11 protein-coding genes are annotated in these 12,900 nt (G+C 68.3%); 9 read left to right on the forward strand and 2 right to left on the reverse strand.

Annotated features, from left to right (window positions below; genetic code table 11):
* Position 1: 1 nt before the first annotated feature.
* Both leuD and leuB read left to right on the forward strand, forming a co-directional pair.
* Positions 2 to 595 carry a 3-isopropylmalate dehydratase small subunit gene (gene leuD / locus BLS74_RS14495; RefSeq protein WP_093107322.1) on the forward strand — a complete coding sequence of 198 codons (594 nt, stop codon included), beginning with the start codon at positions 2 to 4 and terminating at the stop codon, positions 593 to 595.
* Positions 596 to 630: 35 nt separating this feature from the next.
* Entirely contained in the window at positions 631 to 1,710 is a 1,080-nt protein-coding gene (leuB, locus tag BLS74_RS14500) for a 3-isopropylmalate dehydrogenase (protein ID WP_093107324.1), read from the forward strand.
* Here leuB and BLS74_RS14505 read toward each other — a convergent pair whose 3' ends face one another.
* Positions 1,711 to 2,160, reverse strand: a complete 450-nt coding sequence (locus BLS74_RS14505; RefSeq protein ID WP_093107326.1) for a hypothetical protein — start codon at positions 2,158 to 2,160, stop codon at positions 1,711 to 1,713.
* Between the two features lie 133 nt (positions 2,161 to 2,293).
* On the opposite strand from BLS74_RS14505, the gene BLS74_RS14510 reads away from it, so the two are divergent.
* From BLS74_RS14510 to BLS74_RS14535, 6 genes are all read left to right on the forward strand, one after another.
* Positions 2,294 to 3,931, forward strand: coding sequence for an FAD-dependent monooxygenase (locus tag BLS74_RS14510; protein WP_093107328.1), 1,638 nt, complete (start codon positions 2,294 to 2,296; stop codon positions 3,929 to 3,931).
* 73 nt (positions 3,932 to 4,004) lie between these two features.
* On the forward strand, positions 4,005 to 5,804 hold the full coding sequence (locus BLS74_RS14515) for an FAD-dependent oxidoreductase (protein ID WP_093107330.1): 1,800 nt from the start codon (positions 4,005 to 4,007) through the stop codon (positions 5,802 to 5,804).
* An 86-nt stretch (positions 5,805 to 5,890) separates the two neighbouring features.
* Positions 5,891 to 7,708: a 2-oxoacid:acceptor oxidoreductase subunit alpha gene (locus tag BLS74_RS14520; RefSeq protein ID WP_093107380.1), complete on the forward strand. Its 1,818-nt coding sequence runs from the start codon at positions 5,891 to 5,893 to the stop codon at positions 7,706 to 7,708.
* Complete coding sequence (locus BLS74_RS14525) at positions 7,705 to 8,760, forward strand: 2-oxoacid:ferredoxin oxidoreductase subunit beta (RefSeq protein WP_093107332.1); 1,056 nt, start codon at positions 7,705 to 7,707, stop codon at positions 8,758 to 8,760. Before BLS74_RS14520 ends, BLS74_RS14525 begins: the two co-directional genes overlap by 4 nt.
* Before the next feature lie 45 nt (positions 8,761 to 8,805).
* A complete protein-coding gene (locus tag BLS74_RS14530) occupies positions 8,806 to 9,243 on the forward strand; it encodes a CBS domain-containing protein (protein WP_093107334.1) in 438 nt (145 codons plus the stop codon).
* Between the two features lie 2 nt (positions 9,244 to 9,245).
* Complete coding sequence (locus tag BLS74_RS14535) at positions 9,246 to 10,508, forward strand: extracellular catalytic domain type 1 short-chain-length polyhydroxyalkanoate depolymerase (RefSeq protein WP_093107336.1); 1,263 nt, start codon at positions 9,246 to 9,248, stop codon at positions 10,506 to 10,508.
* On the opposite strand, the gene BLS74_RS14540 is transcribed toward BLS74_RS14535, so the two are convergent.
* A complete protein-coding gene (locus BLS74_RS14540; protein ID WP_093107382.1) occupies positions 10,505 to 11,572 on the reverse strand; it encodes a pirin family protein in 1,068 nt (355 codons plus the stop codon). The genes BLS74_RS14535 and BLS74_RS14540 overlap by 4 nt on opposite strands.
* A 230-nt stretch (positions 11,573 to 11,802) precedes the next feature.
* Between BLS74_RS14540 and BLS74_RS14545 the strand changes: the two genes are divergently transcribed.
* On the forward strand, positions 11,803 to 12,129 hold the full coding sequence (locus tag BLS74_RS14545; RefSeq protein ID WP_093107338.1) for a hypothetical protein: 327 nt from the start codon (positions 11,803 to 11,805) through the stop codon (positions 12,127 to 12,129).
* Positions 12,130 to 12,900: the final 771 nt, after the last annotated feature.

Raw genomic sequence — 12,900 nt, forward strand, 5'->3', positions numbered from 1 at the left:
CATGGAAGCCTTCAACCGGCTCGATGCCGTGGCCGCGCCGCTCGCGCGCATCAACATCGACACCGACCAGATCGTGCCGGCGCTCTATCTGCAAAAGCCGCGCTCGGCGAACTTCGGCGACTTCCTGTTCCGCGACGTGCGGCGCGATGCAGAGGGCGCGCTGCGCGCCGACTTCCCGCTCAACAACCCCGCCTATGCCGAAGCGCGCATCCTCGTGGCCGGCCGCAATTTCGGCTGCGGCTCCTCGCGCGAGCATGCGGTGTGGGCGCTCGTCGACGGCGGCTTCCGCGCCGTGATCGCGCCCAGCTTCGGCGACATCTTTTTTTCCAACGCGCTCAAGAACGGGCTGCTGCCGGTGCGCCTGGCCGAAGACCTCGTCGACGGTCTGCTCGCCACCCTGAAAGCCAGGCCCGGCGCGCGGCTTTGCATCGATCTCGCGGCGCAAAGCGTGACGGCGCCGGACGGCAGCCGCGCTTCGTTCGAGATCGATCCCTTCGCGCTCCACTGCCTGCTCGAAGGCCTCGACGAGCTCGACTACACGCTGACGCAGTCCGCGCGCATCGAGGCTTTCGAGCGCGCTCGCGCGGGCGCCTGACCCTCCCTCCTCTCAACGAAAGAAGTGTCCCCAAGATGAAGATCGCAGTGATGGCCGGCGACGGCATTGGTCCCGAGGTGACGGCCCAGGCCGTCAAGGTGTTGAAGGCCGTGCTCGGCCCGACCCAGGCGGTGGAACTGGTGGAGGCGCCCATCGGCCAGGCCGGCATCGACAGCGCCGGCGACCCGCTGCCCGCCGCCACCAGCGAGATCGCGCGCCGTGCCGACGCCATCCTGTTCGGCTCCGCCGGGATGCCCGGCGACGAGGCCATTCCCTTTGCCATGCGGCCGGGCGCAAGCCTGCTGCGGCTACGCAAGGAACTCGGCCTGTTCGCCAACTTCCGTCCCGCTTTTCTCTTCCCCGAACTGATCGGCGCCTCGACGCTCAAGCCGGAGATCGTCGAAGGCCTGGACCTGATGATCCTGCGCGAGCTCACCGGCGACGTCTATTTCGGCGAGCCGCGCGGCAGCGGCACCAACGCCCGGGGCGAACGCGAGGCCTTCAACACCATGCGCTATTCGGAGCCCGAGATCGAGCGCATCGCGCACGTCGCCTTCCGCACCGCGCGGGCGAGGCGGCGCAAGCTGTGCTCGGTCGACAAGGCCAACGTGCTCGAAGTGATGCAGCTCTGGCGCGAGGTCGTCGCGCGCGTGGGCGCCGAGTATCCCGACGTCGAGCTCACGCACCTGTTCGTCGACGCGGCCGCGATGCAGCTCATGCGCGCGCCCAAACAGTTCGACGTGATCGTCACCGGCAACATCTTCGGCGACATCCTCTCGGACGCGGCCGCCATGCTTACCGGCTCCATCGGCATGCTGCCCTCGGCCTCGATGGCGGCCGGCAGCAAGGGCCTCTACGAACCGGTGCACGGCACCGCGCCCGACATCGCCGGCAAGGACCTCGCGAACCCGCTCGCGTCCATCCTCTCGATGGCGATGCTGCTGCGCTATTCCTTCGGCCTCGCCGAGCAGGCCGAGCGCGTCGAGCGCGCGGTGCGCGCGGTGCTGGCCGAAGGCCTGCGCACGGGCGACATCTTCCAGCCGGGCTGCCGGCGCGTCGGCACGCGCGAGATGGGCGAGGCCGTGGTGGCGGCGCTTCGGCGCGCGGCCGGCTGACTACGGCAGCTTCGCCTTCAACTGCCGGTAGGCGTTCGGATCTTCACGCCTGAGCGCGTCGAGTTCTTTCTGCAGCCGCTCGACGCGCGGCTGCCGCGCGCTCTGCTTGATGCGCTCGACCTCGCGCGCCAGCGTCTCGAAGTCGGCGATGCGCTTGTCGGATTTCTCCTTGGGCGGCAGCTTTTCGGCCAGCGCCGAGACCGCGTCCATCAGCCGGCCGATCTGGCGGCCATAACTGTGCTGCTGGAGCACGTCGCGCTCGATGTCGGGTGCCGACGAGTTGTTATGGGTCACGCTGACCAGTGACCAGCCCGAGTTGATCGGCTGGCTCAGCTGCTGCGGCGCGACAGCCGGCCATGGCCACTGCTGCAGGGGCCAGTTCCACCACGAGGAACGCCCCGCGCCGAAGTCCGCGGTGCCGCTGCCATCCGACCTTGCTGCCGTTGCCATACCACCTCCTGCCGAACGCGTGTCGCGCGATGTGGATCGTAGCGCGCCGCCGGCGAGTTGCGCGATGACGACCTTCGGGTGCTCAATGGCTAGCTCGCACGATGACGACTTTCAAAAGAACAAGGAGACCGCCATGGATTGCGATGTCCTGATCGTCGGCGCCGGCCCCACCGGCCTGATGCTCGCCAACCAGCTCGGCCGGCGCGGCGTTCGCACCGTGATCATCGACCGGCACGCCGGGCCCTCGCTGCAGACCCGGGCGCTCGGCGTGCAGGCGCGCACGCTGGAGATCTACGCCCAGCTCGGGATCGCCGAGCGCGCGCTCGAACTCGGCAAGCGTGGCACCGGCGCCAACATGTGGGCCGAAGGGCGGAAGATGGCGCGCGTGCCCCTGGGCGAAGCCGGCGCACGCGTGACCCCGTTCCCGTACATCCTGATCCTCGGCCAGGACGACAACGAACGGATCATGGGCGACCGGTTGAGCGACTGGGGCCTGGCGGTGCACTGGAACACCGAGATGATCGAGCTCGCTCAGGAGCCCGGCCATGTGACGGCGACGCTCCGAGTTGCCGGCGGCACGATCCGCCGCATCGACGCCACCTGGATGGCCGGCTGCGACGGGGCGCGCAGCGCGGTGCGCGAGATGAACCGCATCGGCTTTCCCGGCGCCCCCTACGAACACGTGTTCTTCGTCGCCGACGTGGAGATGACGGGCGGCATGGTCCCCGACGAGGTCAACGTGTATTTGTGGAGGAAAGGCTTCCACCTGCTCTTCCCGATGCGCGGCCAGGACCACTGGCGCATCGTCGGCATCCTGCCGCCCGAGCTGCGCGGCAAGGACGACGCGCGCTTCGAGGACGTGATTCCTTCCTTGCACGCCGAGGCCGGCACCGGGCTGTCCTTCAAGGCGTGTACCTGGTTCTCCACCTACCGCATCCACCACCGCAGCGCGTCGCGGTTCCGGGATCGCCGCTGCTTCCTGCTCGGCGATGCGGCCCATATCCACAGCCCGGTGGGCGCCCAGGGCATGAACACCGGCCTGCAGGATGCCTACAACCTGGCATGGAAGATCGCGCTGGTGGTCGAGGGCAAAGCCGGCGAGACGCTGCTCGACTCCTACGAGGCCGAGCGCCTCCCCGTCGCGCGGCGCCTGCTCGAGACGACCGACCGGGGCTTCAGGGTGGTGGTCTCCGACGCGCCGTTCGCCGGCCTGCTGCGCACGCGGGTGCTGGCCCGGCTCGCCGCCTTCGCGATGGGCCGCGAACGCGTGCAGAAGCTCGCGTTTCGCACCGTCTCGCAGACCGGCATCCACTACCGCGCGGGCCCGCTGTCGGCAGCGCTGGACGCGCTGCCGTCCGATGCGCCGAGCGCCGGCGATCGCTTCCCCTGGCTGTATCTGCGCTTTGCCGCGGACGGGCCGGTCGAGGATTCGTTCGACAAGCTCGCGGACACGCACTTCCATCTGCTCGTGTTCGGACAGGACCTGCCTGCGGGCAGCGCGACGGGCCTCGGCGAGCTGCTGCGGGTGCACGTGATCCCGGCCGATCCGGTCAACGACGCGGAACTGGAGCGCCAGAAGATTGCGCGGCCTTCCTTCTATCTCGTGCGTCCCGACGGCCATGTCGCGCTCTGCGGGCGGCGGCTTGCGCCTGCGGCCGTCGCGCGCTACGCCGAGGAGCGTCTGAAGTTCATGACCTGCGATGGCGGCGAACTGAACTTCGATCGGCCCTGGCGTGCTGCGGGATTTCACCAAGGATTTGTGCCGTCCTGAGCGGCGCATACTGGCGGCAGACCCGAGCCGGCTCCTCCCCGGGGAGCCCCGGGCGGCAGACAGGAGACACGCTTTGCAGCGAACCAACATTGCCAACCCGGCCTATTTCCACAAGGTCGTCGATTGCCAGTACGCCTGTCCGGCGCACACCCCGGTCCCCGAATACATCCGCATGATCGCGCAGCGCCGCTACGGCGACGCCTACATGATCAACTGGGTCTCCAACGTCTTCCCCGGCATCCTGGGGCGCACCTGCGACCGGCCCTGCGAGCCGGCCTGCCGGCGTGGGCGGGTGGAGGAGAGCAACGCCAGCAAGCCCGAGCCGGTGGCGATCTGCCGGCTCAAGCGCGTGGCGGCCGACATGAAGGACGACGTGCGTTCGCGCATGCCGGCGGTGGCGCCCAGGAACGGAAAGCGCATCGCCTGCGTGGGCGCCGGGCCGGCCTCGCTCACCGTCGCGCGCGACCTGGCGCCGCTGGGCTATGAAGTGACGGTGTTCGACAGCGACGCCAAGGCCGGCGGTTTCATGCGCACGCAGATCCCGCACTTTCGCCTGCCCGAGTCGGTGATCGACGAGGAGACGGGCTACATCCTGGACCTGGGCGTGGAGTTCCGCGGCGGCGAGCCCATCGACTCGATGAAGGCCCTGCTGGCGCAGGGGTGGGACGCCATCTTCGTCGGCTGCGGCGCGCCGCGCGGGCGCAACCTCGAACTTCCCGGGCGCCAGGAGGCGGCGGCCGGCATCCACATCGGCATCGACTGGCTGAACTCCGTCTCCTTCGGCCACGTAACAAGCATCGGCCAGCGCGTGATCGTGCTGGGCGGCGGCAACACGGCGATGGACTGCTGCCGCTCGGCCCGCCGCCTGGGCGGCACCGACGTGAAGGTCATCGTGCGCAGCGGCTTCGAAGAGATGAAGGCCTCGCCCTGGGAAAAGGAGGACGCCCAGCACGAAGGCATTCCCATCATCAACTTCCATGTACCGAAGGCCTTCGTCCACGACAACGGCAAGCTGCTGGGCATGCGCTTCGAGATCGTCCGCGCGGAGTACGACGACAAGGGCCGTCGCACGCTGGTGCCCAGCGGCGAGCCGGACGCCTTCTTCGAATGCGACGAGGTGCTGGTGGCGGTGGGGCAGGAAAACGCCTTCCCCTGGATCGAGCGCGACTGCGGCATCGACTTCGACAACCACGGCCTGCCCACGTTGGACAAGAACACCTTCCAGTCCACGGTGCCGCAGGTGTTCTTCGGCGGCGATGCGGCCTTCGGCCCCAAGAACATCATCTGGGCCGTGGCCCATGGGCACGAGGCCGCGGTGTCGATCGACCGGCTGCTGCATGGCCAGCCGGTCACTGTCCGCCCGCCGCCCATGACCAACCTGGTGTCGCAGAAGATGGGCATCCACGAGTGGAGCTACGACAACGACACCTCGAACGACCTGCGCTACAAGGTTCCCTGGGCCAAGGCCGAGAAGGCGCTGGCCAGCATCCGGGTGGAGGTGGAACTGGGCTTCGACGCCGCCACCGCCTTCAAGGAGGCCGAGCGCTGCCTGAACTGCGACGTGCAGACCGTGTTCACCGAGGCCGCCTGCATCGAATGCGATGCCTGCGTGGACATCTGCCCGATGGACTGCATCAGCTTCACCGCCAACGGCGAGGAGAGCGAACTGCGGGCCCGGCTGAAGGCGCCGGCGCTCAACCTGGCGCAGGACCTCTATGTCTCCGGCGGGCTCAAGACAGGCAGGGTGATGGTCAAGGACGAAGACGTCTGCCTGCACTGCGGCCTGTGCGCCGAGCGTTGCCCCACGGGGGCCTGGGACATGCAGAAGTTCCTGCTGAAGATGACGCCCGCAGGGCAGGAGGTGACGGCATGAGCGCCATTCCCGCAGCACGGCCGCCCGAAGGCGGGAAAGCCCCCTCGGGGGGCAGCGAAGCACACGAAGTGGCGAGCGTGGGGGCCATCCCACAAATCGAGGCGGTCAACGATTTCGTCATCAAGTTCGCCAACGTCAACGGCTCGGGTTCGGCCTCGGCCAACGAGCTGTTCGCCAAGGCCATCCTGCGCATGGGCGTGCCGGTGAGCCCGCGCAACATCTTCCCCAGCAACATCCAGGGCCTGCCGACCTGGTACGAGGTGCGCGTGACCGAGCGCGGCCACATGGGGCGGCGCGGCGGCACCGACATGATGGTGGCGATGAACCCGCAGACCTGGGACGCCGACGTGGCCGAGCTGGAGCCCGGCGGCTACCTGTTCTACGACAGCACGCGGGCGCTGCCGCCGTCGAAATTCCGCGACGACATCCGCGTGATCGGCATGCCGCTGACCGAGATCTGCAACGCCGTCTACCACGACCCGCGCCAGCGCCAGCTGTTCAAGAACATCGTCTACGTGGGCGCCCTGGCCATCCTGCTGGGCATCGAGCCGGAGGTGGTCGAGAAGCTGTTCGGCGAGCAGTACAAGGGCAAGGAAAAGCTACTGGCCTCCAATGTCCAGGCGCTGCACCTGGGCTGCGACTTCGCCAGGGAGCATCTGCGCGGCGAGCCCCTCGGGCTGCAGGTGCGGCGCGCCGACCGGGTGGGCAACCGGATCTTCGTGGACGGCAACAGCGCCGCGGCCCTGGGCTGCGTGTATGGCGGCGCCACGGTCGCGGCCTGGTATCCGATCACGCCCTCGTCGTCGGTGGCCGAGGCTTTCCAGAAGTACTGCACCAAATTCCGCGTCGATCCGGCCAACGGCCAGAACCGCTTCGCCATCGTGCAGGCGGAAGACGAGCTCGCTTCGATCGGCATGGTGGTCGGCGCCGGCTGGAACGGCGCACGGGCCTTCACGGCGACCTCGGGGCCGGGCATTTCCCTGATGGCCGAGTTCATCGGCCTGGCCTACTTTGCCGAGATTCCGGTCACCCTCATCAACGTGCAGCGCGGCGGACCTTCCACCGGCATGCCCACGCGCACCCAGCAGGCCGACATCCTGTCCTGCGCCTACGCCTCGCACGGCGACACCAAGCACGTGCTGCTGTTCCCCGAGGATCCGCACGAGTGCTTCGAGCAGGCGGCGGCGGCGCTGGACCTGGCCGACCGGCTGCAGACGCCGGTGTTCCTGATGACGGACCTGGACATCGGCATGAACCAGCGCCTGTGCGCGCCCTTTGCCTGGGACGACAGCCGGGCCTACGACCGCGGCAAGGTCATGAGCGCCGAAGAGCTGGAGGCGGGCCGCGACTTCGGCCGCTACAAGGACGTGGACGGCGACGGCATCCCCTGGCGCACGCTGCCGGGCACGCACCCGACCAAGGGCAGCTTCTTCACCCGCGGCACGACGCGCGACGCCTACGCGCGGTATTCCGAGCGCGGCCCCGACTACATCTACAACATGGAGCGGCTCTTGAAGAAGTTCGCGACCGCGGCCACCCTGGTGCCGCAGCCGATGCTGCGGCTGGCCGCCGAAAAGACGGACCTGGGCGTGATCTATTTCGGCTCGACCAGCCCGGCCATGCAGGAGGCGCTGGAGGAGCTGGCCGAAGGCGGCGTCCAACTCGACGCGCTGCGGCTGCGCGCCTTTCCCTTCCCGGACAGCGTGGCGCAGTTCCTCGCGCGGCACCGCCAAGTGTTCGTGGTCGAGCAGAACCGCGACGGCCAGATGCGCAGCCTGCTGGTCAACGAGCTCGGCATCGATCCGGCCAGGCTGGTCCCCGTGCTGCATTTCGACGGCACACCCATCACGGCGCGTTTTGTGGTCCAGGCGATCAGCGCCCATCTCGCCAAGGAGCCCGAATGACCTACCTCGCCAAGCCCAAGCTGCGCCACCCGACGCTGGCCACCAACAAGGTCGGCTACACGCGGCGCGACTACGAGGGCAAGATCTCCACGCTGTGCGCCGGCTGCGGCCACGACTCGATCTCCGCCGCCATCATCGAGGCCTGCTGGGAGCTGGACATCGAGCCGCATCGGGTGGCCAAGCTCTCGGGCATCGGCTGCAGCTCCAAGACGCCGGACTATTTTCTGGGCGCCTCGCACGGCTTCAACACGGTGCACGGCCGCATGCCCAGCGTGCTGACCGGCGCCAACCTGGCCAACCGCGACCTGCTCTACCTGGGCGTTTCGGGGGACGGCGACTCGGCTTCCATCGGCCTGGGCCAGTTCGCCCACGCCATGCGGCGCGGCGTGCGCATGGCCTACATCGTCGAGAACAACGGGGTCTACGGCCTGACCAAGGGCCAGTTCTCGGCCACCGCCGACCAGGGCTCCAAGAGCAAGAAGGGCGTCGTCAACAGCGACAGCCCGGTGGACCTGGTGGCCATGGCGCTGCAGCTGGGCGCCAGCTACGTGGGGCGCGGCTTTTCGGGCAACAAGGCGCAGCTGGTACCGCTGATCAAGGGCGCGATCAGCCACGGCGGGGCCGCGTTCATCGACGTGATCAGCCCCTGCGTCGCCTTTAACAACCACCCCGGCAGCACCAAGAGCTACGACTACGTGCGCGAACACAACGAGGCGGTGAGCCGCATCGACTTCATCCATGAGCGCCAGGAAATCACCGTGGACATGGCGCCGGGCGAAGTGATGGACGTGCGCCAGCACGACGGCACGCTGCTGCGGCTGCGCAGCCTGCATCCCGACTACAACCCCGGCGACCGCTACGCCGCCATGGCCTACATGCAGCGGCACCAGGAAATGGGCGAAGTGGTGACGGGCCTGCTCTACGTCGATCCGCTGGCCACCGATCTGCATACGGCGCTCAACACCAGCGAGCGGCCGCTCAACACGCTGGGGCCCGCCGAGCTGTGCCCCGGCGTCGGTGCGCTGGAGCGGCTCAACGCCACCTTGCGCTAAGCGAAGGTCCGTCGCAACATAGCGCGTTCCGCAGGAGGGTGCACCATGGATGAACGTACCGTTTTCCAGTCCATCTCGCGCAAGCATGTGACCTGCTTGGGCCCGCAGGCCAGCGTGCGCGAAGCTGCGGGCGTGATGACGCACGCCAACTGCGGCAGCGTGCTCATCATCGAGCCGCCGGAGACCCTGCTGGGTATCCTGACCGAGCGCGACCTGATGACACGGGTGCTGGCCCGGGGGCTCGATCCGGAGCGCACCACGGCGCGCGAGGTCATGACGCCCAACCCGATCTGCGTGCCGCCGGAAACGCTGGTGTCCGACGCCGTCGTGATGATGCTCGAGCGGGGTTTCCGCCACCTGCCGCTGGTGGCGGGGACGAAGATCCTCGGCGTGTTCTCGGTGCGCGATGCGCTGCCGCGGGAAATCGGCGCGGCGCTGAGCCAGGCCGAATTCAACGAGCAGGTGAACGACGTTCTGGGCTAGGAATGCGCTGGGTCGCCGCCGCCCTCCTGCTGTTGCTCGCCGCGCTGCAGGCCGAGGCCGGCACCACCAGCGCGTTCACGCTGAGCCCGCAAAGCTATTCGGGCTCGCGCGAGCGGCAATACAAGGTCTATGTGCCGGACGGCCTCACGGCCCCGGCGCCGATGGTGATGGCGCTGCACGGCTGCCAGCAGACGCATGACGACGTGCTGCGCGACTGGGGCCTGGTGGCGGCCGCCGATCGCTTCCGCTTCATCCTCGTCGCGCCCTTCATCACCAGCTACGACGGGCTGCGCAACACCAACTGCTGGGGCTTCTGGCTCGACCAGCACCGCCACCAGGGCCGCGGCGAGCCCGAAGACCTGCACCAGATCGCGCGGCAGGTCGAATCGCGCTTCGGCATCGACCCGAAGCGGCGCTACGTCACCGGGCTCTCATCGGGCGGCGCCATGGCGGTGGTGCTCTCGGTCACGCACAACGAGTACTTCGCGGCCGCGGCCAGCGCCTCGGGCCTGCCCTATGGCGAGGACGCGGCCTCGGTGTCCTTCTCGGGCTGCCCCGGCAGCGCCACTTTTCATGCCGTGAGCCAGGTGGTGGCCGATATGCAGCGCGAGCGCAATGCGAGCTACCCGATCCCATTGATGGTGTTGCAGAACAACCAGGACTGCACCGTGATCCAGCCCGCCGGCCGCAACATGCGCGATGCGCAGCTGCTGCTCAACGGCGACGCCTTGCACAACAGCCCGCCCGAAGCACAGGCGCGGGAGCGTGCCTGCACCCCGGCCAACGGCTCCGACTACAACTGCCAGCAGGTCTTCTACACCGTCGACGCCCAGCCGGGCAGCCGCTCGCTGGTCGAGACCGTGTTCTACAACGGTCCCACGGTCACGCCCGACCCCGGCGACACCGACCACGGCCACTACTGGATCGGCGGCCAGAACGGCCGCGACGGCCGATGGGCCTTGCAGCGCGGGCCGAGCTACCCCGACATCGTCTGGGACTTCTTCTCGCGCCATGCGGCCGATACCAGCGGGCCGCCACCCCCACCGCCTCCGCCACCGCCGCCGAGCTGCAACACCGTGAGCGCTGCGCCGGGCGCCCACGTCTCGGCGGGCCGCGCGACAGCCGGCGGCCTCTTCAGCCTGCGCGCGATCTCGTCCGGCGACATGCGCGACATCGGCTTCGCCTGGGATTTCTTCTTTACGCGCGTGGACCTGCACCAAGGGGCAGGCGGGCGCTGGTTCGTGCAGCCGCCGGCGGGTTGCTAAGACTCCAGCGGCTTCTCTTCGCGCCCGTCGGGATGCCGCGCAAAACGCGCCGGATCGCGCCCGTGCACCGGCGCCATGTCGGGCCAGGGCCAGCCGCCGAACTGCGTGCGGCGGTAGTCGGCCATGGCTTGCGCGATCTCGGTCTGCGTGTTCATCACGAAGGGGCCGTACTGCGCCACCGGCTCGCCGATCGGGCGGCCCTGCAGCAGCAGGAACTCGCTCGGCTCGTCGCCGTTGATCAGCTCCACCCTGGCGTCGGCGCGCAGCTCGATGGCGGCGTGGTTCTCGATCTTCCGGCCCGCCACGCTGACCGTGCGGCCCTTGAAGAAATACAGGTTGCGCCGCGTGTCCTCGCCGTCCGCGGCAGGCAGCATCCAGCAGGCATGGGGTGCCATGCGGATCGTCCAGATCGCGATGTCCGCATCGGCCTCTGCGGCCCACGAATCGGGCGGCGGCGCCAGCGGCCCGCCGGCGCCCGGCTCGCCGTCCACCGGCGCGACACGGCCCGCGACGACCGCGACCTCGGTCGCATGGCCGTCGGCATCCATCGCGGTGAAGCGCGGGATGTCTTCGGCCCAGAACATCGTGAAATGCGGCTCGACCATCTTGTTGCGCGCCGGCAGGTTGAGCCAGATCTGGAACAGCTCCAGCGGGTTGGGCGCGGAAGCATCGAGCAGCGGGAACATCTCCGAATGCACGACGCCCTTGCCGGCCGTGAGCCACTGCACATCGCCGCCGCCGAAGCGCGCGGTCGCGCCGAGCGAATCGGAATGATCGATCAGCCCCTTGCGCACGATGGTCACCGTCTCGAAGCCGCGGTGCGGATGCCCCGGGAAGCCCGGCACGGGGTTGCCGTGGTACATGCTCCAGCCGTCCTTGCGGCTGAAGTCCTGGCCCAGGTCGCGCCCGGCCAGCGAGGCATCGGGCCCCATCTGGGCATTGGCCTTGGGATAGGCGTCGTCGTGGTAGGCGCAGAACAGGAAGGGGTCGATGGTCTCCCAGGGGAAGCCGAGGGCCTTGATCTGGACGATGGGGCTGGTGGTGACAGTGGCGGTGGCGGTCATGGCGTGCGTGCTTTCTTGCGAGGCGCTCATTCTGTTCGATGCGAGAGGAGCGATCCCTCACATGTGGGGGTGGCGCCCTGTTCCTGAAGTGCGGCCGGTGGAACGCAGTCGCACCATCTGCGGAACAACAGAAGGGGAAAATCCCGGCTGTTCGTTGGATGGACGCCACGCCGATCCGTTCACAATTCGCGCGGCGGAGCCATCGATCCCCACAAACAACAACGACGTGCATGAACACCGAACAGCAACTGCAGCACAGCTATTTCGAGATGCGCGAGCGGCCCGCAAAGGGGTCCGCTGCCAGGCAGCATGCCGAAGTGCCGCTGCCGAGCCTGGCCGCCGCCCAGCGCAAGGCGCGCGGCGCGGTGATGGGCTTTGCCGCCCCCTTCCTCGCCGTGATGGGCTACTACGCCCTTGGCATCTGCACCTTCGCGCTGATGGCTGCTTCCAGCGTGCCCGGCGGCGGCGAGGTGTCGCAGCTCGCCTGGTGTGCCACGGAGAGCACCAGCCCCATCGCCCTGGCCGCCGCGCTGGCAGCCGGGCGCTGGTGGGTCTGACAACTGCCGGTTTGCGCCCGGCTCCAAACAGTCGCGCGACGACATCCTGACCCTTGCCGGCGCGTCAGCGAAGCGCGTCTGACGCCGGCTTTCGCCTGATCTCATAGCACCCAGGCCGGCGCCTTGGGCGGCGCTCGCGTGGCCGAGCGCCTGGTTTCATTTCCCGGCCGTTCTTGCCGCCCCTCCAGGGCGCGCGCCACACCCTCCGCAATGTGAAAAATCTCACGAATGCTCGTGGGATCAGCCCTGGCTGCTATCCAAACCATAGCATTTTCGACGCCAAGACACGGTTCTGTAACCGATTGTGTGAACTCCTTCCTTAGAAATTGAATACCTCGGTACTAAAGTCAAAAGTATTCAATTACCGCTTCGGCGGGGGATGGAGGAGGCGATATGAACCGCGTTTTCAGGATCATTTGGAATGCCGCCAAGGGTCTTTGGGCCGTGGCATCGGAGCTGGCAACAGGCGTCGGCAAGTCGGCGGCGACCAGCACCCCGGTTCCCGATTTGCAACTCCAAGCGCCTGAGTTTGCGCGGGCCAAGGGGCTGCAGGCTTGTGTGGCGGTGGCGCTTCTCGCCTTCGCAGGTACCGCGTCGGCGGCGAACTGCGGCAACGACAAGGATGTCGGCAACGCCAAGTGCTCGACACCTGCACCTGCACCTGCACCTGCACCTGCACCTGCACCTGCACCTGCACCTGCACCTGCACCTGCACCTGCACCTGCACCTGCACCTGCACCTGCACCTGCACCTGCACCTGCACCTGCACCT

This window comes from Variovorax sp. CF079 (genome assembly GCF_900101545.1).
GTDB lineage: Bacteria > Pseudomonadota > Gammaproteobacteria > Burkholderiales > Burkholderiaceae_C > Variovorax.